The following is a 17,134-nucleotide window of genomic DNA, read 5'->3' on the forward strand; positions in this document are numbered from 1 at the left end:
ACGCCTGGTCCGCCGGACCGGTGTGGTCACCCGGCCGGCGCGGACGTGTCGACCACGTCCGGGTCGTCGCCCGGCCATGGTAGGCAGCCCGGTCGGGCGCTCCCGGACGCCGTGGCCGGTGACACGCGCGCCGTGCGGGTCAGGTCAGTCCGGCCCGGCGTCGCCGGTACTCGTCCTCGTCGATCTCGCCGCGGGCGTACCGCTCGTCGAGGATGCGCCGGGCCGTCGTCGGGCCCAGGTACTGCGGGCCGGTCCACCGCACGGCCGCCCAGACGAGCCCCGCCAGCACCGCGAGCACCAGCAGGGACCAGATCCACATCCAGCCCATCATCGGGCTCTGCCACATCATCGGGCCGCCCTCCGTCCGTCGCCGCGGGTCCGCCGGTCCGGCCTGCCCGCCACTTCGACGGTACGACCGGCACGACGCGTCGGCGCGGGTCGATGTGCCCTGCCCGGGGGGTCGGAGGTCCCGCTCAGCCGCGTTTCATCAGGCGGCCGACGGCGGCCATCATCTCGGTCGCCATCTCGTCGGCCCGGCCCTCGGCGGCGCCCTCGTGCATGCAGTGCCGGGCGTGCCCGTCGAGCAGGCCCAGCCCGACCTTGTCCAGCGCCGCCTGGATGGCCGAGATCTGCGTCAGCACGTCGATGCAGTAGCGGTCGTCCTCGACCATCTTCTCGATGCCGCGGACCTGGCCCTCGATCCGGCGGAGCCGGGCGAGGAGTTGGTCCTTGCTGGCGGTGTAGCCCCGGGTGGGGCTGGACGGCGCGGTCATGACACCGAGGATAGCGTACCCCTCGGGGGTATGCTAACGTTCCGAACGTACCCCTGGGGGGTATCGGATCGGAGGGCGAGATGGAGACCACCTACCAGGTGAGCGGCATGACCTGCGGGCACTGCGTCAACTCGGTGAGCACCGAGCTGAGCGCGCTTCCGGGCGTCACCGACGTCCAGGTCGACCTGGCCAGTGGCCGGGTCACCATCACCAGTCAGAACCCGCTGGACGCGGACGCGGTCCGCGCGGCGGTCGACGAGGCCGGCTACGACCTCGTCGGTGCGTGACGGGTCCGACGGACCCGCGAGAACCGAGGAGACACCATGAACACGGCGACGAAGCTCAGTGGCTTCGCCCTCGGCCTCGTGGCGGTGTTCGGCGCGGCGTACGGGATCGGCAACCTGGCCGATCCCGTCGCCCCGGCCGCCGAGACCCGCCACGACGACAGCGACAGCGACCACGGGGCCGGCGACGCCGGTCACGGTGACGAGAGCAACGCGGGCGGCGCCTCCGCGCACCTGCCCGGCGGGCTGCTCGTCTCCGAACGCGGCTACACGTTCCAGCCCGCCGCCGCGCCGGCCGGGCAGTTCGCCTTCCGGATCACCGGCCCGGACGGCGCGCCTGTCACCCGCTTCGAGGTGGCCCACGACAAGCGCATGCACCTGATCGTCGCCCGCCGGGACCTGTCCGGGTTCCGGCACGTCCACCCGGAGATGACCGGAGACGGCACCTGGCGGATCGCCTCGCCGCTGGGCGGCCCCGGTGTCTGGCGGGCGTTCGCCGACTTCACCCCCGAAGGCGGGGAGCCGCTGACCCTCGGCCTGGACGTCACGGTCCCCGGCGAGCTGACCGCCCGGCCGCTGCCGGCGCCGGCGACCAGCACCACCGTCGACGGCTACACGGTCACCCTGACCGGCACGCCGGAGCCGGGCCGCACCAGCCGGCTCACGCTCTCCGTCAGCCGCGACGGGCAGCCGGTCACCGACCTGCAGCCCTACCTCGGCGCGTACGGCCACCTGGTGGCGCTGCGGCAGGGCGACCTGGCGTACCTGCACGTGCACCCGGAGGGCAGGCCCGGCGACGGGCGCACGCCGGCCGGTCCGGCGATCACGTTCGCCGCCGAGGTGCCCTCACCCGGGGCGTACCGTCTCTACCTGGACTTCCGGCACGGCGACGCGGTGCACACCGCCGAGTTCACCGTCCTGGCCGGCGACCCGACCGCGCCGCCGCCCGCCGCGCCGGCATCCACCACCGCACCGACCCCGGACGCCGGACACGGCACTCCGGGGCACGGGCACAGTTGAGCGCCGGAGGTGCCGCGATGACTGCCACGGGAAAGGCGCTGCCCACCGCGCCGAACCTGATCGAACTGGCGATCGGCGGGATGACCTGCGCGTCCTGCGCCGCCCGGATCGAGAAGAAGCTCAACCGGATGGACGGCGTCGAGGCGACTGTGAACTACGCCACCGAGAAGGCCACCGTCCGGTACGCCGACGACATCGCGCCGGCCGACCTGATCGCCACCGTCGAGAAGACCGGCTACACCGCAGTGGTGCCGCCGCCGCCCGAGCAGGCGGAGGCCGCGGCGGGCGGCGAGCCGGTGGACGAACTGCGCACCGCGCGTACCCGGCTCTGGGTCTCCGCCGTGCTCACAGTGCCGGTGATCGTGCTCGCCATGGTTCCGGCCTGGCAGTTCGACTACTGGCAGTGGGCCTCGCTCACGCTGGCCGCCCCGGTGGTGGTCTGGGGCGGGCTGCCGTTCCACCGCGCCGCACTGGTCAACCTGCGGCACGGCGCGGCGACCATGGACACGCTCGTCTCGCTCGGCACGCTGGCCGCGTTCGGCTGGTCGCTCTGGGCGCTGTTCCTCGGCACCGCCGGCATGCCCGGGATGAAACACCCGTTCAGCTTCGACATCACCCGCGGCGACGGCGCCGGCAACATCTACCTGGAGGCCGCCGCCGGGGTGACCGTGTTCATCCTGGCCGGGCGGTACTTCGAGGCCCGCTCCAAGCGCACCGCCGGGTCGGCGCTGCGCGCGCTGCTGGAACTCGGGGCCAAGGACGTGGCGGTGCTGCGCGACGGGCAGGAGACCCGGATCCCGGTCGGCCGGCTGGCGGTCGGTGACCGCTTCGTGGTCCGGCCCGGCGAGAAGGTCGCCACCGACGGCGTGGTCGAGGAGGGCACCTCGGCCGTCGACGCCAGCATGCTCACCGGCGAGTCGGTGCCGGTCGAGGTGGGGCCGGGCGACGCCGTGGTCGGCGCGACGGTGAACGCCGGCGGCCGGCTGGTCGTCCGGGCCACCCGGGTCGGCGGCGACACCCAGCTCGCCCAGATGGCGCGGCTGGTGGAGCAGGCGCAGACCGGCAAGGCGGCGGTGCAGCGGCTCGCCGACCGGATCTCCGGCGTGTTCGTGCCGATCGTGATCGCGCTGGCCGCGGGCACGCTCGGCTGGTGGCTCGGCACCGGCTCCGGTACGACCGCCGCGTTCACCGCCGCGGTGGCCGTCCTGATCATCGCCTGCCCGTGTGCGCTCGGCCTGGCCACGCCGACCGCGCTGCTCGTCGGCACCGGGCGCGGCGCGCAGCTCGGTGTGCTGATCAAGGGGCCGGAGGTGCTGGAGTCCACCCGCCGGGTCGACACCGTGGTGCTGGACAAGACCGGCACCGTCACCACCGGCCGGATGGCGCTGGCCGAGGTGCTGCCCGCCGACGGCGAGGACGCCGCCGAGTTGCTCCGGGTGGCCGGCGCGCTGGAGGCCGCCTCCGAGCACCCGATCGCGCGTGCCGTCGCCGAGGCTGCCGCCGACGCCGGGCCGCTGCCGCCGGTCGGCGAGTTCGCCAACGCCGAGGGGCTGGGCGTGACCGGCACCGTCGACGGCCGGACCGTGGTGGTCGGCCGGGCCCGGCTGCTGCGGGAACGGGGTCTCGACGTACCCGAGGAGGTCGAGCGGGCCGCGACCGGCGCGGAGGCCGCCGGGCGGACGGCGATCCTGGCCGGCTGGGACGGGCGGGCCCGGGGCGTGCTCGCGGTGGCCGACGCGGTGAAGCCGACCAGCCGGGCGGCCGTCGCCCGGCTGCGTGAGCTGGGCCTCAAGCCGGTGCTGCTCACCGGCGACAACACCACGGTGGCGAAGGCGGTGGCGGCCGAGGTCGGCATCGACGAGGTGATCGCGGAGGTGCTGCCCGCCGACAAGGTCGACGTGGTCGAGCGGCTCCAGCGCGAGGGCCGGGTGGTCGCCATGGTCGGCGACGGGGTGAACGACGCCGCCGCGCTGGCCCGGGCCGACCTCGGGCTGGCCATGGGCACCGGCACCGACGCGGCCATCGAGGCCGCCGACCTGACGCTGGTCCGGGGCGACCTGATGGCCGCGGCGGACGCCATCCGGCTCTCCCGGCGGACCCTGGCGATCATCAAGGGCAACCTCTTCTGGGCGTTCGCCTACAACGTCGCGGCGCTGCCGCTGGCGGCGGCCGGGCTGCTCAACCCGATGCTCGCCGGGGCGGCGATGGCGTTCTCGTCGGTCTTCGTGGTGGGCAACAGCCTGCGGCTACGACGCTTTCGCCCGATCGGGTGAGGGGATTGAGCGGATGGCCCCCGGGGTAACCAGTTGTCGTCAGGCAACCGCACCAGTGGAGGTCATCATGGGTCTCGACGACAAGATCGACAACACCTCGCAGGACGCCACGGGCAAGGTCAAGGAGGGCATCGGCCGGGCGACCGACAACGAGCGCCTCGAGGCCGAGGGCCGCAACGACCAGGCCGGTGCCAAGCTCAAGCAGGCCGTCGAGAAGGTCAAGGACGCCTTCAAGAGCTGAGTACGCGACGCACACACACCACCGGGTCGGCCCACGGGCCGGCCCGGAGTGCTGTGTACGGGCGGTGACCATCCCGAGTGGCACATGCCACCGTCCACATCGATCCTGCGGGACCACCGGGATCGGCTCCGGTGCATAGGATGCGAGGCGACCTCGAACGCGGAGGAGCTCCTCGATGGCCGATGCCGCCGACCCGTCCGGCTTCGGCCGGGTGCTGTCCGAAACCATGGCCGCGCTCCAGCGGCAGACCGACGCGAGCGAACAGGTGGCACCACCGGAAGGTGTCGGCGAGGCCGCCGACGGCCTGATCCGGGTCACCGCCGGCCCACCCGGTCAGGTCACCGGGCTGACGCTCGATCCCCGCGTGATGCGGATGGCCAGCGAGGCCCTCGCCGAGGAGATCGAAGCGGCGGTGAACGCCGCGCTCGCCGACCTGCGGGAGCAGGCCACCACCGCCCCGGGCGAGGTCGACCTGGGTTCGCTCGGTGAGCAGCTGCGCCGCGTCCAGGCCGACGCGGGACGCCAGTTCAGCATGTTCACCGACGCCCTGATGCAGGCGCAGGACCGGCTCGCCCGCCAGGACGGGCGCTGATGCCGGTCGAGATCGATCCGGAGCGGCTGGGCGCCTCCGGGTCCGCGCTGGACGCCGTCGCCACCCGGTTCGGCACGGCGCTCACCGCCTTCCGGGCCGAGCTGTCGGCCTTCGGCCGGCCCTGGGGGACCGACGACATCGGCTCGCTGATCGGTGCCGCCCACGACGAGGTCTCCGCGTTCGCGTTCGAGTGCTTCGACAGCGCGCTCACCGAGATCGCCGCCGCCGGCGCCGACCTCGGCAAGATGGCCGTCCGCTACGCCGAGACGGAAGCGGCCATCACCAGCAACCTCGACGGCCTGCGCCGGATGCTGGGAGGCTGAGCATGGGCATGGAACTTCCCGGTGAGCTGCGCTCGCTGCTCGGCGTCCTCGGCTACACCTGGCCCGAGGCGGACGAGACCAAGCTGTTCGAGATGGGCAACGCCTGGATCCGGTTCTCCGACACCCTCTCCGGTGTGGTGAGCGAGGCGAACACCGGCGCCGCTACGGTCTGGACCCAGCACACCGGCCAGGACATCACCGCGTTCCAGACCTGGTGGAACAAGGAGGACAGCCCGGCCGACAGCCTGCGCGACGGCGTCACCGCCGCCGTACTGACCGGCACCGGCCTGATCATCTGCGGCGCGATCGTGCTCGCCCTCAAGGTCGCCGTCATCGTGCAACTGGTCGTCCTCGCCATCCAGATCGCGCAGGCCATCGCCACCGCGGCGGTCACCTTCGGCGCCTCGCTGCTGGAGATCCCGATCTTCCATGCGCTGGCCCGGACCATCGTCGGCAACCTCGTCCAGGAAGCCCTCTGGAAACTCGTCGACGGGTGAGGTGACATGGGCGGGGGCAAAGCAGGCGGCCGGTTGATGCGGGCCGCGTTGCGCTTTCTCAAGCGCACGAAGACGCGTAACCGGCCCGACCGGATGAACCCGCACTTCACCGAGCACGTGATGGGCGGCCACGTGAAGCCGGGCATGCCCAAGGGGTCGGGCTACCACTACCGGCCCGGCGGTGAGGACTTCCCCGGCCGACGGCTCCAGCCCGGCAGCGTCGTCAAGGACCCCAAGACCGGCGCCTACACCGCCAAACCCGAGTTCTTCGATCCGACGCTGAACCCTCCGCACGGGGCCTGGAAGCCGAAGAAGGGCAACGGCGGCGAAAGCTCCTTCTTCCCCGACGACTGGACACCGGCCCAGGTCGACAACGCCATCACCGGTGCCTTCCAGAACGCGAAGCCGGTGCCCGGCACCAGCATGTGGCGCGGCACTCACAAGGGCCTGGTGATCGAGGGTTTCTACAATGGCTCGGGCGGCTTCACCCACGGATGGCCGGTCGTCATCCCATGATCCGGAGGACTTTCGTTGGCGTTCATCAGTTTCTCCGTCGATGAGTTCCGGCTCCCGCTGTTCAACGTGGCCGATCAGCGCTATCGGGCTCTCGGCGCCTGGCTGATCACCGACATCTCCATCTCCTACTCGGCCTGCCTGGACGCCCTTCAGATGATCGACGACGTGGCGAACGGCCGTCCGCTCGACGAGGCGTGGGACAGCGACAAGTACGAGGTCGGTTTCTCGCCCGACGGGGTCGAGTTCGTCAACGAGTGGGTCGCGGACGAGCGGGGTCGCTACTCGTTGGACGAGACCCGGGAGGCGGTCGAGTCCTACTGGCGGTTCCTGGTCGATCGCCCGGAGAACCGCGAACTGATTCGCGAGTACCGGCCCGACCTGCCGCGGTGGCAGGCGGAGCTGCTCCAGTGGGAGGAGCGGTGGGGGCGGCCGCATCCGTACCGGGGACGGTTGTTCTGACCCGAGCCGACCCGCGCGGGACTCACCTGTCGGCCAGGCGCGCCGCGCGTACCTCCAGATAACGCCGCTCCGGCAGGCTCGTGGTGGCCCGCGCGGCGGCCAGGTACGCGACCCGGGCCCCGGCACGATCGCCGGCCAGGTCGAGCAGGTGCGCGCGGACGGCGGCGAGCCGGTGATGGCCCGCGGTCCGGTCGTCGGCGTCGAGCGTGGCCAGCAGCGCCAGCCCCGCGCGCGGGCCGTCCACCATTGCCACCGCGACGGCCTGGTTGAGCGTGACCATCGGGTTCGGCGCGACCCGCGCCAGCACCCGGTAGAGCGCGACGATCTGCCGCCAGTCGGTGTCCTCGGCGGTGGGCGCCTCCGCGTGCACCGCGGCGATCGCCGCCTGCACCTGGTACGGCCCCGGCGCCGACCAGGTGAGCGCCTCGGTCACCAGCGCCGCTCCCTCGGCGATCGCGTCCCGGTCCCAGCGGGTGCGGTCCTGCTCCGCCAACGGCACCAGTTCGCCGTCCGGCCCGGTACGGGCGGCCCGGTGGGCGTCGGTGAGCAGCATCAGCGCCAGCAACCCGGCCACCTCGCCGTCGTCCGGGAGCAGCCGGCGCAGCTCCCGGGTCAGCCGGATCGCCTCCCCGGTCAGCTCGGCCCGGTGCAGCGCCTCGCCGCTGGACGCGGTGTAGCCCTCGTTGAAGATCAGGTAGAGCACGCGCAGCACCGTGCCCAGCCGCTCGTCCCGGTCGGGCGGCGAGGGCAGCGTGAACCGCGCGCCGGCCGCCTCGATCCGCTGCTTCGCCCGGCGGATCCGCTGGCTCATCGTCGCCTCCGGCACCAGGTACGCGCGGGCGATCTCGGCGGTGCTCAACCCACCCACGGCGCGCAGCGTGAGCGCCACCTGCCCGCTCACCGGCAACACCGGATGACAGCAGAGGAACAGCAGCTTCAGCGTGTCGTCACCGCTCGGCGGCTCCTCGTCGGCGGGCGGGGCGACGGTGGCGTACGCGGGTTGCCGCACCGCCACCGCGACCTCGCGTGCCCGGCGGGCGTGCTCGCTGCGCCACTCGTCGGTGAGCCGCCGCGTCGCGACGGTGACCAGCCAGGAGCGGGGGTGGTCGGGCAGGCCCTGTTCCGGCCACTGCACGGCGGCGGCGAGCAGCGCCTCCTGCACGGCGTCCTCGCAGGCGTAGAACTGGCCGTACCGGCGCACGAGCACGCCGAGGACCTGCGGCGCGAGCGTACGCAGCAGGTCCTCGACCACAGGTGCTGTCACATCTCCGTCCCGGCCTGCTCCATCACCGCCCGCACCTCCAGCACCCCGAAACCGTGCCGTACGTCCGGCCAGCGCGCGGCGATCTCGGCGGCCCGCTCCGGGGTCTCGCAGTCGACGGTCAGGTAGCCGGCGAACTGCTCCTTGCTCTCCATGAACGGCCCGTCGGTGATCTCGGTGCCGCCACCGGCCGCCGGGCGGGCCGTGCGGGTCTGCGAGGGGTGGGCCAGCGCCTCCCCGCCGACCAGTTCGCCGGACTCGGTCAGCTCCTTCATGATCTCGTCGACCTCACCGAAGATCGCGGTGCGTTCCGCCTCGGTCAGCTCCTCCACGAAGCCGGGCCGGTTCCAGATCAGCAGCATGTACTTCACGGTGCACTCCTCGGATGCGGGCCACCGGCGGTGGCGCCTCGCAGACGGGTCGGAGCCGGTCCGCCCGATCCGACATCATCACCCGGGAAGGTCAGCGACCACCGCGTACCGGACGGCGTGCCGGGCGGCCCGGGTCGAGCGAGGCGCGGTCGGCCGCGCTGGTGCCGGAGACCCAGCCCTGCTCGTCACGCACCTGGAGGCGGTGCCGGGTGGTGCCGGGAAAGAGCTGGTCGACGCGTTCCCGGACGGCGTCCGAGCGGGCCGCGAGCACCGGCAGCAGCCGGTCGTCGGCCAGCTCCTCGGCCGCCGCCGCGCTCGCCTCCCGCAGCCGGTCGCCGATGCGCAGCGCGAACGCGTTGAGGAACGACTCGTCGTAGCCCTTGGTACGCCGCCCGCCGGCCTTGCCGCGCTCGCCCCGGCCGCGCAGCATCGCGGCGGTGGCCTGCACGAGCAGCGAGGTGTGCAGCAGTTCGACCGCCGCCAGGTCGGCCGGGAAGCCGAGCACGGTGGCGAAACCCAGGTCGTCGGACCAGACCGACTCGCACCGGTTGGCCGCCGCCACCTCCTGGATCAGCAGCGCCTTCGCGGCCGCGTACGGGGCGTCGACGCCGATCCGTACCCCACCCGGGCCGCCGGAACGTTCGGCCCCGGCGTCGAGCAGCGCCACGTCGATGCTGTGCCGGGCCATCAGCTCCTGCGCCTTCGCGGTGAACGCCTCGGCCTCGGCCGGGTAGCCGGTCGACTCGGCCTTGGCGAGCAGCGCGCGTACCCGGTCGAGCATCCGGGAACCGCTCGGTGTCGCGGCCGCTAGTGCGGTGCCGGCCGAGCCGGGTGGCGGCCGCAGCGCCGCGATCGGCGGCAGCCCCGCCACCAGGACGACCGCGTCGACCGCGTCCCGCAACGTGGTGATCCGGTCGCCGTCGGCGCGCCGGTCCAGCCAGCCCGCGTCGTCGTCCCAGCGGGCGCCGGTCTCGGTGAGCTGCTCGTCGAACCAGGCCGGGACCGGCGGGGGCAGCGTGCGTCGCTGCGCGGCCATCGCGTCGCGCAGCAGCCGGGCGCCACGCGGCGTGAGCCGCCGGATGGCGAGCCGGTCCAGGTCGGCGGGCTGCCAGCCACGCGGCCAGAGCCGGCCCACGTCCCGCGTGAGCCGGGCGAGCAGCGCCGCGTCCACCGCCGCGCCGTCGGCCACCACGAGCCCGTCGAGGGCCCGCTCGGCAGCGCGTACGTCGGTGCCGCGGGCGGTCGCGACGGCGGCGTCGAGCAGTCGCTCGGCTGGTGACACGGGTGGCTCTCCCTGGACTCCGACAGGCGGCAGGTCGCCCACCCCGGCACCGACGGTACCCGGCCCGCCCGTTCAACCGTCCGGGCCCGGCGTCCGTACTCCTGCCCGGAACGGGGCGGCGCGACGGACGGAGATCGACGTGGGCGGACGTGACCGGGGGCTGCACCGGCGACGGCGGAGGTCGCGTTCACCGCGGCTCCTGGCGGTGGTCCTGGTCGGGGCCGCGCTCGCCGCAGGCGGGTACGCCGCCCGGCACCCGGACCTGCTGGACCGCATCGACGTGCGGCGGACCGTGCCGGCGGCGGCACCGAGCGCGCCCGAACCGGACGCCCGACCCACACCGACTGCCGCGCCGGCGCCGGTCCCGGCGGCCGGCCGGGTGGCCCCCGGCATCGGCTACCCGGCACGCGGCGCCGGCACGTTCCGGACCGCCGACACGGTCGGCGCGGTCGCCGGCCGCTCCGGTGAGCTGCTGCGCTACCGGGTCGCGGTCGAGGACGGCATCCGCAACGTGGACGTGGAGCGGTTCGCCCGGGACGTCGCCGCCACCCTCGCCGACCGGCGGGGCTGGACCGGCGACGGCCGGTGGCGGCTGCAACGGGTGGGCCGCGACGACCGGGCCGACTTCACCGTGCTGCTCACCACGCCTGTCACCCGGGGGCGTCTCTGCGGCGACCCGAGCGACCGCTACACGTCCTGCCGCAACGGCGACCAAGTGGTGATCAACGTGGCCCGCTGGGCGTACGGGGTGCCGCACGTCACCGATCTCGACCGCTACCGGCAGTACCTGCTCAACCACGAGGTCGGCCACCGGCTGGGTCGCGGCCACGAGCGCTGCCCCCGGGCCGGCGGCCCGGCACCGGTGATGGTGCAGCAGACGCTCGGCCTGCACGGCTGTACCCCGAACGCGTGGCCGTTGGTGGACGGCGAACCGCTGTCCGGGCCGCCCGGCCAGTACGACGACCCGATCCCGGCCGGGGACCGCTGAGCGGGCCGGTGGCCGGGCCGACGGGTGGCCCGGCCGGGCCGTCACCGGGAGAACGAGGCCCAGATGTTCTTGGTCTTCTCGGTGGCGTACCAGCCCACGTCGAGCGAGACCGACTGAGCCAGGAACAGGCCCCGCCCGCCCGAGTCCGTCGGGCTGATGTCGGTCAGCTCCGGCACGGAGCTGACGTCGTGGTCGGCCACGTCGAGCAGGAACCGGTCGTCGGTGGCGAGCAGCGTGATGATGGTGGGCGGGCGACCGTGCCGCAGCGCGTTGCTCGCCAGCTCGGTGGCGACCAGCACGACCAGGTGCGGCACCTCGTCCAGGTCCTCACCCTGCACCAGGCCGTGCCGGTTCAGCGCCTCGCGCAGCGACGCGCGCAGGCCGCGCAGATCCTCGGGACTGTCCAGCACCCACCGCTCCAGCTCGGTGGCCTGTGGCGGCGGCGGCGAGGTGCGCAACTGTCCCATGATCTGGCTTTACCCTGCGTAGCCGTTCGTTAAGCAGGTCAGCGGCGCAGCAGCGCGAAGACGCCCCACCCCATGTACTCGCGCTGGAAACGGACGTACCGCAGCGGATCCTCGGTCAGTTCCCGCCGCAGTTCCGGGGCCAGTTCGTCGTCCGGGTTGGCGTCCAGCCAGCGGCGTAGGTTCAGCCAGTGCGCGGCGGCGTACCGGTCCCAGCTGTCCTGGTCGGCGAGGACCATCTCGACCAGGTCCCAGCCGCACTCGCCGAACGACGCGACCAGGCCGGGCAGGTCGGTGAACTCGTCGCGGGACCCGGCGTGCGAGCCGGTGACCGCCTCGTCGTCCGGCGGGTCACGCCGCCAGTAGGGCTCGCCGACGAGCGCCATGCCACCCGGCCGCAACGCCCGGTCGAGCAGCTCCAGCGTCCCGGGCACCCCGCCGCCGATCCAGGTCGCGCCGACGCAGGCGGCCACGTCGACCGGCCGCTCCGGGGTGTACGCGGCGGCGTCGCCGTGCACGAACCGTACCCGCTCGGTCACGCCGAGTTCGGCGGCGCGTTCCCGGGCGGCGGCGGTGAAGGCGGTGCTGATGTCGACCCCGGTGCCGGTGATCCCGTGGTCCCGGGCCCAGGTGCAGAGCAGTTCGCCCTTGCCGCTGCACAGGTCGAGCAGCTCGTCGCCGGAGCGCAACCGGATCGCCCGGCCCAGTGTGGCCAGCTTGACGTTGTCGAACGGGTTGAGGATGCGCAGCTCGCCTTCGCGGATGGTGAACTGTCGCGGCAGGTCTGGTGAGGTCATCAGTGGAGCGTGCCGCCGCCCGGTGACGCGGAGCAACGGAATTCCGGTCTGGGCCGGTCCGGGTCTCCTGGGGTACGGTCACCGCATGGTGGTCGAGGAACACTGGTGGAACGGCGTCAGCAACCCTCGCGGACGGCGCGACGTCTACATCCGCACCGACGGAAGCCAGTGGCAGGTCCAGGCGCAGATCGGCGGGGCGAGCGGCCGGTCGAAGATTCAGCAGTGCCCGAGTCGCGGCTCAGCGACGATCCTGGCCGGGGCGTGGCGCGCGAGCGGCTCCGGCTGGCGCGAGATGCCGCGCTGACCTCACGCTCAGTCACGGGGTCCGTGCACCGCGCGATCGACGAGTGACTCGGCGACCTCGCGCAGCTTGCGGTTGGAGTCCTGCGACACCCGGGCCAGGATGGCGAACGCCTCGTCGGCCGAGCAGCGCCGCTGCCCCATGATGATGCCCTTCGCCTGCTCGATCACGGCCCGGCTCTGCATCGCCTCCTGCATCTGCTGCGCCAGCGTCGCCGTGCTCTCGTAGAGGTGGACGTTCGCCAGCGCGATCGCCGCGTACCCGGCCAGCGTCTGCGCCAGCTCGACCTGCTCGTCGAGGACGCCGGGCGACGCGCCGTAGATGTTCAGCGCGCCGACCACGGCCTCCTGGATGGGCAGGCCGATGGACAGCGAGCTGGCGGCACCCGCCTCGTGGGCGCGTGCTGCCCACTCCGGCCAGCGGCTCTCCGCCGCCATGTCCGGCACCAGCATGGCGGTGCCGGTGGTGGCCGCGTCCAGGCACGGGCCACGGCCCTGCGCGTACTGCCACTCGTCGAGCGTCAGCGCCAGCTCACCGGTGTACGCGGCGGTGTGCGCCTGCGTGCCCTGGACCAGGGTGACCGAGACCTCGGCGGTACCGGGCAGGGTGTCCTTGGCGACCTGGGCGATGGTCGACAACACCACGTCGAGGTCGACCTCGTCGTACTTGATCCGGCCGAGTCTGATCAGGGCTGCGGCGAGGTCGGGGTGGTCCTGCGGCATGAGCGGTGACGTCCTTGTGCGAAGCGACGCCGCCGGCCCGCGAGGGGCGCGACGGCTGGTGGTGGGGATCGGCCCGTGGTGACGGACCGGCGTCCCGATTCCTGACGGAGATCGGGACCGCGCCGCTTCTTGACGCTCGTTCGTGACGCCCCGGACGGGACGTCGACTACCGGGACAACTCTACGACCCGGAACGGGTCGGTACGACGGGACGTGCCGACGCGTGGCCGGCGGCCGGTAGCGCCGGGCGATCGACGACCTCGAACGCGGCGAGCGTGCCGGTGACGGCGAGGACGCGCCGGACCACCGGGGAGGGGCGGTGCAGGATCAGCCGCCGGCCGTGCCGGGTGAGCATCCGATGCGCCAGCACCAGCGCGTTCGTGCCGTACGCGCCGAAGAAGCTGACCTCCGCGAGGTCGATCACCACGAGCGGGGCGGGCGCCGCGACGGCCGTCTCCACGAGTTCGGTGAGCAGATGCGCGTTGCTGAGGTCCACCTCGCCGGCCACCGAGACCTGAGTCACGTCCGTGCCCGCGTGGCAGCTCAGCCACATGATCGGCTGTTCGTCGGACACGGTACCCCCACCTCAACGTCCGAGGAGGCTCCCGGCGGCACTCGCCGGGAGCAGGAGGGCGCATGTCTTGACCCGCATCCGAAGATACGCCGAGCGGGTGGACATCGCAGCGTGGGAGGCGTTCGTACGGGTCCGTCCCGGGTACCGTCATCGGAACGACCGCTGCCGATGACCTTCACCAGGACAGGACGAGAGCATGGAAGCCCCCCGCATCGAGCCCGGCGAAGCCCTCGCGGAGCTGAGCCGGATCCGGCTCGACGAGGTGGCGCTCGACGACATCCTGGCACGCGTCGCCGAACTGGCCAACCGGGCGGTCCCGGGCAGCGTGCACGTGTCCGTCTCCCTGGTGCGGGCCGGGGCGAACCGGGCGATCGCCTACACCAGTGACCTGGCGCGCAGTCTCGACGAGTGGCAGTACGAGCACGACGACGGCCCCTGCCTGGACGCCTCGGTCAGCGCGGTGAGCGTCTCCCTGCCCGACCTGACCGACGAGCCGCGCTGGCCGGGCTGGGCGGCGCGGGCCCGGGCCGCGGGCGTGGAGAGTTCGCTGTCGATCGGCCTGCCGATCCAGGAGGCGGTCACCGGAGCGCTCAACGTCTACGGCGGCGTGCCGCACGCGTTCGACAAGGCGTCGATAGAGCTGGCCGAGGAGTTCGCCGCGTACGCGGCGGTGGCGCTCGCCAACACGCACCTCTACGAGAGCACCGCGACGCTGGCCCGGCAGATGCAGGAGGCGATGCGCAGCCGGGCCGTGATCGAGCAGGCCAAGGGCATCATCATGGGGCAGCGACGCTGCTCGGCCGACGAGGCGTTCACGCTGCTCGCCAAGCTCTCCCAGGACTCCAACCGCAAGCTGCGCGAGGTCGCCGAGGCGCTCGTCTCCCGCGCCGCCGCCCGCTGACCCGCACACGTCGCGCTGCGTGAAGGCGGCGTGAAAAGCCCCGGCCCGCCCGTACCGGATCCGTCAAAGCCGTCGACCGTGCGCACCCGGCCCGGCTGGTATGGCCCGCGAAGGACGTACCGACGCGGGAGGCGGAAATGGGACGAGAACGGGCGGACGGGTGCACCGGATTCCGGGTGGCCGCCGGCGCCGCAGTGGTGGTCGCCGCGGCACTGGTGGCGGCCGGGGCGTTCGCACCAGACGAGATGCCGGGGCGGGTCCTGGTGATGGCGGGCGTCGTCGGGGCGTACGCCGCTGTGGTGGCCGATCTGCGCGCGGTCGCGGCGGTGGCCGCGTTGGGTGCGGCGGTCTTCGTCGGGTTCCTCGCGCACCGCTACGGCGAGCTGACCGGCTCGGGTGACGCCTGGTCCCAGGCCGTGCCGATCGGGTTCGCCGCGGTGCTCGGTGCCGGCTACCGGCACCTCCGGTCGATCGGGGCCGAGGCCCGTCCGGTGACCCGGATCACCGGCCCGGAGAGCGGCGTGAAAAGCGCGTCAAGAAACCGTGGCCGCGCGTGATGGTCGCGTCAAGACCCCTGTCCGTCCGCCGGATACGGCGCTGTGATTGCCCGGCGCGGCCGGGAGGCGGTCGCGAGGACAACTTCCGCTAGGAGAGATCAGCCGTGTCTGACGTGCTGTTCGTGTTGCTGACGGTGGGGCTGTTCGCGGCTCTCGCCCTCGTGGTCAGGGGCGTGGAGAAGCTGTGAACGCCGTCAACGCCGTCGGCCTGGTGCTGGCGATCGGCCTGGGCGTGTTCCTGGTCGCCGTCCTGCTGTTCCCGGAGCGCTTCTGATGAGCATGACGACAGCGGGAGTGCTCTTCGTCCTGTCGCTGGTGGCGGCGCTGGTCGCCGTGCACCGGCCGTTCGGCGACCACATGTACCGCGTGGTCGCCGGAACCCGGTCGTCCCGGGTCGAGCGGGGCATCTACCGGCTGGTCGGGGTCAACCCGGCCGCCGAGCAGACCTGGGGCGTGTACGCCCGCTCGGTGCTGGCCTTCTCGGCCGTGTCCCTGCTGTTCCTGTACGCGTTCCAGCGCCTGCAGAACCACCTGTGGCTGTCGCTGGGCTTCGACCCGGTGGTGCCGCACGGCGCCTGGAACACCGCGGTGTCGTTCGTGACCAACACGAACTGGCAGTGGTACTCGGGTGAGTCGACGATGGGCCACCTGGTGCAGATGGCCGGCCTCGCAGTGCAGAACTTCGTCTCGGCGGCGGTGGGCATCGCCGTCGCGGTGGCGCTGGTCCGGGGCTTCGCCCGCAGCCGTACCGGCGAGCTGGGCAACTTCTGGGTCGACCTGACCCGGGTCACGCTGCGGATCCTGCTGCCGATCGCGGTGCTCGGCGCGCTCGTGTTGATGCTCGGCGGCGTGGTGCAGAACCTCTCCGGCGGCACCGACGTGACCACGCTGACCGGTGGCACCCAGACCGTCACCGGCGGGCCGGTGGCGAGCCAGGAGGTCATCAAGGAGCTCGGTACCAACGGCGGCGGCTTCTACAACGCCAACAGCGCCCACCCGTTCGAGAACCCGACCGCGTGGACGAACTGGCTGGAGATCTTCCTGATCCTGGTGATCCCGTTCAGCCTGCCCCGGGTCTTCGGCCGGATGGTGGGGCAGAAGCGGCAGGGCTACGCGATCGTCGCCGTGATGGCGATCCTGGCGTTCGCCAGTGTCGCCCTCACCAACGTCTTCGAGCTGGCCGGCGACGGCACGGTGCCGCAGGCGGTCGGCGCGGCGCTGGAGGGCAAGGAGGTGCGCTTCGACGTGTCGAACTCGGCCACGTTCGCGGCGGCCACCACGCTCACCTCGACCGGTGCCGTCAACTCGTTCCACGACTCGTACACCGCGCTGGGCGGCATGATGACGCTGGGCAACATGATGCTCGGCGAGGTCGCCCCCGGCGGTGTCGGCGCCGGCCTGTACGGGCTGCTGATCCTCGCGGTGATCACGGTGTTCGTGGCCGGGCTGATGGTCGGGCGCACCCCCGAGTACCTGGGCAAGAAGATCGGCTCGCGCGAGATCAAGTTCGCGTCGATGTACTTCCTGATCACCCCGGCGCTGGTGCTCGCCGGCACCGCCGCCGCGTTCGCCACCGGCAACGACTCGACACGCCTCAACGTCGGGCCGCACGGGTTGTCCGAGGTGCTCTACGCGTTCACCTCGGCGAGCAACAACAACGGCTCCGCGTTCGCCGGCATCACCGTGAACACGCCGTGGTGGAACACCGCACTCGGGCTCTGCATGCTGCTCGGCCGGTTTCTGCCGATCATCTTCGTACTCGCCCTGGCCGGCTCACTGGCCCGGCAGCAACCCACACCCGCCGCCGAGGGCACTCTGCCGACCCACCGGCCGCTGTTCGTCGGCATGGTCGTCGGCGTCACGGTGGTCCTCGTCGCCCTCACCTTCCTTCCCGCACTCGCACTCGGCCCGCTGGCCGAAGGGCTGTGACCACCATGAG

General features: G+C 72.9%; 24 protein-coding genes. 15 read left to right on the forward strand and 9 right to left on the reverse strand.

The annotated features are described in order from the left end of the window. Nucleotides 1-139 precede the first annotated feature (139 nt). The gene (locus ACQP26_RS02795) at nucleotides 140-349 is read right to left on the reverse strand and encodes an SHOCT domain-containing protein (protein WP_210895789.1); all 210 of its coding nucleotides are present in this window, start codon (nucleotides 347-349) and stop codon (nucleotides 140-142) included. A gap of 124 nt (nucleotides 350-473) precedes the next feature. Then, entirely contained in the window at nucleotides 474-773 is a 300-nt protein-coding gene (locus tag ACQP26_RS02800; RefSeq protein WP_013283780.1) for a metal-sensitive transcriptional regulator, read from the reverse strand. Between the two features lie 80 nt (nucleotides 774-853). On the opposite strand from ACQP26_RS02800, the gene ACQP26_RS02805 reads away from it, so the two are divergent. The 9 genes from ACQP26_RS02805 (at nucleotide 854) to ACQP26_RS02845 (ending at nucleotide 6,978) form a co-directional block, all read left to right on the forward strand. Next, nucleotides 854-1,060 (forward strand): heavy-metal-associated domain-containing protein, encoded by a 207-nt coding sequence (locus ACQP26_RS02805; RefSeq protein WP_281579169.1) that lies wholly within the window; start codon nucleotides 854-856, stop codon nucleotides 1,058-1,060. 36 nt (nucleotides 1,061-1,096) lie between these two features. Next, the gene (locus ACQP26_RS02810; protein WP_281579168.1) at nucleotides 1,097-2,077 is read left to right on the forward strand and encodes a hypothetical protein; all 981 of its coding nucleotides are present in this window, start codon (nucleotides 1,097-1,099) and stop codon (nucleotides 2,075-2,077) included. A gap of 17 nt (nucleotides 2,078-2,094) precedes the next feature. Next, nucleotides 2,095-4,350, forward strand: a complete 2,256-nt coding sequence (locus ACQP26_RS02815; protein ID WP_433494843.1) for a heavy metal translocating P-type ATPase — start codon at nucleotides 2,095-2,097, stop codon at nucleotides 4,348-4,350. A 67-nt stretch (nucleotides 4,351-4,417) separates the two neighbouring features. Continuing rightward, nucleotides 4,418-4,591, forward strand: coding sequence for a CsbD family protein (locus tag ACQP26_RS02820; RefSeq protein WP_269702589.1), 174 nt, complete (start codon nucleotides 4,418-4,420; stop codon nucleotides 4,589-4,591). A 175-nt stretch (nucleotides 4,592-4,766) separates the two neighbouring features. Further along, the gene (locus ACQP26_RS02825) at nucleotides 4,767-5,183 is read left to right on the forward strand and encodes a YbaB/EbfC family nucleoid-associated protein (protein ID WP_281579166.1); all 417 of its coding nucleotides are present in this window, start codon (nucleotides 4,767-4,769) and stop codon (nucleotides 5,181-5,183) included. Continuing rightward, on the forward strand, nucleotides 5,183-5,506 hold the full coding sequence (locus ACQP26_RS02830; RefSeq protein WP_433494844.1) for a hypothetical protein: 324 nt from the start codon (nucleotides 5,183-5,185) through the stop codon (nucleotides 5,504-5,506). The genes ACQP26_RS02825 and ACQP26_RS02830 overlap by 1 nt, the downstream gene beginning before the upstream one ends. 2 nt (nucleotides 5,507-5,508) lie before the next feature. Next, a complete protein-coding gene (locus tag ACQP26_RS02835) occupies nucleotides 5,509-6,003 on the forward strand; it encodes a hypothetical protein (protein ID WP_269702584.1) in 495 nt (164 codons plus the stop codon). A 6-nt stretch (nucleotides 6,004-6,009) separates the two neighbouring features. Next, nucleotides 6,010-6,519: an EndoU domain-containing protein gene (locus ACQP26_RS02840; protein ID WP_269702582.1), complete on the forward strand. Its 510-nt coding sequence runs from the start codon at nucleotides 6,010-6,012 to the stop codon at nucleotides 6,517-6,519. A 15-nt stretch (nucleotides 6,520-6,534) separates the two neighbouring features. Then, nucleotides 6,535-6,978: a hypothetical protein gene (locus tag ACQP26_RS02845; protein WP_433494845.1), complete on the forward strand. Its 444-nt coding sequence runs from the start codon at nucleotides 6,535-6,537 to the stop codon at nucleotides 6,976-6,978. 22 nt (nucleotides 6,979-7,000) lie between these two features. On the opposite strand, the gene ACQP26_RS02850 is transcribed toward ACQP26_RS02845, so the two are convergent. The 3 genes from ACQP26_RS02850 to ACQP26_RS02860 form a co-directional block, all read right to left on the reverse strand. Next, complete coding sequence (locus ACQP26_RS02850) at nucleotides 7,001-8,242, reverse strand: RNA polymerase sigma factor (RefSeq protein WP_433494846.1); 1,242 nt, start codon at nucleotides 8,240-8,242, stop codon at nucleotides 7,001-7,003. Next, on the reverse strand, nucleotides 8,239-8,601 hold the full coding sequence (locus tag ACQP26_RS02855; protein WP_433496078.1) for a YciI family protein: 363 nt from the start codon (nucleotides 8,599-8,601) through the stop codon (nucleotides 8,239-8,241). The genes ACQP26_RS02850 and ACQP26_RS02855 overlap by 4 nt, the downstream gene beginning before the upstream one ends. Before the next feature lie 100 nt (nucleotides 8,602-8,701). Next, nucleotides 8,702-9,892, reverse strand: a complete 1,191-nt coding sequence (locus tag ACQP26_RS02860; protein ID WP_281579162.1) for a DUF2786 domain-containing protein — start codon at nucleotides 9,890-9,892, stop codon at nucleotides 8,702-8,704. Between the two features lie 139 nt (nucleotides 9,893-10,031). Between ACQP26_RS02860 and ACQP26_RS02865 the strand changes: the two genes are divergently transcribed. Beyond that, a complete protein-coding gene (locus tag ACQP26_RS02865) occupies nucleotides 10,032-10,880 on the forward strand; it encodes a DUF3152 domain-containing protein (RefSeq protein WP_433494847.1) in 849 nt (282 codons plus the stop codon). 41 nt (nucleotides 10,881-10,921) lie between these two features. On the opposite strand, the gene ACQP26_RS02870 is transcribed toward ACQP26_RS02865, so the two are convergent. Together ACQP26_RS02870 and ACQP26_RS02875 are read right to left on the reverse strand one after the other, a co-directional pair. Beyond that, complete coding sequence (locus ACQP26_RS02870; RefSeq protein ID WP_433494848.1) at nucleotides 10,922-11,347, reverse strand: ATP-binding protein; 426 nt, start codon at nucleotides 11,345-11,347, stop codon at nucleotides 10,922-10,924. 38 nt (nucleotides 11,348-11,385) lie between these two features. Beyond that, entirely contained in the window at nucleotides 11,386-12,141 is a 756-nt protein-coding gene (locus ACQP26_RS02875) for an SAM-dependent methyltransferase (RefSeq protein ID WP_281579159.1), read from the reverse strand. Between the two features lie 85 nt (nucleotides 12,142-12,226). Here ACQP26_RS02875 and ACQP26_RS02880 point away from each other — a divergent pair, with 85 nt between their 5' ends. Beyond that, nucleotides 12,227-12,445: a hypothetical protein gene (locus ACQP26_RS02880; protein WP_120574013.1), complete on the forward strand. Its 219-nt coding sequence runs from the start codon at nucleotides 12,227-12,229 to the stop codon at nucleotides 12,443-12,445. An 8-nt stretch (nucleotides 12,446-12,453) separates the two neighbouring features. Here the strand turns inward: ACQP26_RS02880 and ACQP26_RS02885 are convergent, their stop codons facing one another. Both ACQP26_RS02885 and ACQP26_RS02890 read right to left on the reverse strand, forming a co-directional pair. Then, nucleotides 12,454-13,164, reverse strand: coding sequence for a GAF and ANTAR domain-containing protein (locus ACQP26_RS02885; protein WP_269702569.1), 711 nt, complete (start codon nucleotides 13,162-13,164; stop codon nucleotides 12,454-12,456). Between the two features lie 180 nt (nucleotides 13,165-13,344). Next, a complete protein-coding gene (locus tag ACQP26_RS02890) occupies nucleotides 13,345-13,737 on the reverse strand; it encodes an STAS domain-containing protein (protein ID WP_433494849.1) in 393 nt (130 codons plus the stop codon). Between the two features lie 196 nt (nucleotides 13,738-13,933). Between ACQP26_RS02890 and ACQP26_RS02895 the strand changes: the two genes are divergently transcribed. The 4 genes from ACQP26_RS02895 to kdpA all read left to right on the forward strand — a co-directional run bounded on the left by ACQP26_RS02895 (nucleotide 13,934) and on the right by kdpA (nucleotide 17,124). Then, entirely contained in the window at nucleotides 13,934-14,638 is a 705-nt protein-coding gene (locus ACQP26_RS02895) for a GAF and ANTAR domain-containing protein (RefSeq protein ID WP_433494850.1), read from the forward strand. 137 nt (nucleotides 14,639-14,775) lie between these two features. Next, nucleotides 14,776-15,195: a hypothetical protein gene (locus ACQP26_RS02900; RefSeq protein ID WP_433494851.1), complete on the forward strand. Its 420-nt coding sequence runs from the start codon at nucleotides 14,776-14,778 to the stop codon at nucleotides 15,193-15,195. Nucleotides 15,196-15,379: 184 nt separating this feature from the next. Next, entirely contained in the window at nucleotides 15,380-15,469 is a 90-nt protein-coding gene (gene kdpF / locus ACQP26_RS02905) for a K(+)-transporting ATPase subunit F (protein WP_433494852.1), read from the forward strand. Next, entirely contained in the window at nucleotides 15,469-17,124 is a 1,656-nt protein-coding gene (gene kdpA, locus ACQP26_RS02910; protein WP_433494853.1) for a potassium-transporting ATPase subunit KdpA, read from the forward strand. The genes kdpF and kdpA overlap by 1 nt, the downstream gene beginning before the upstream one ends. The last annotated feature ends 10 nt before the right edge of the window (nucleotides 17,125-17,134 follow it).

Origin of the sequence: Micromonospora sp. CA-248089 (assembly GCF_050948515.1) — a bacterium.
In the GTDB taxonomy this organism is placed as follows: Bacteria; Actinomycetota; Actinomycetes; order Mycobacteriales; family Micromonosporaceae; genus Micromonospora.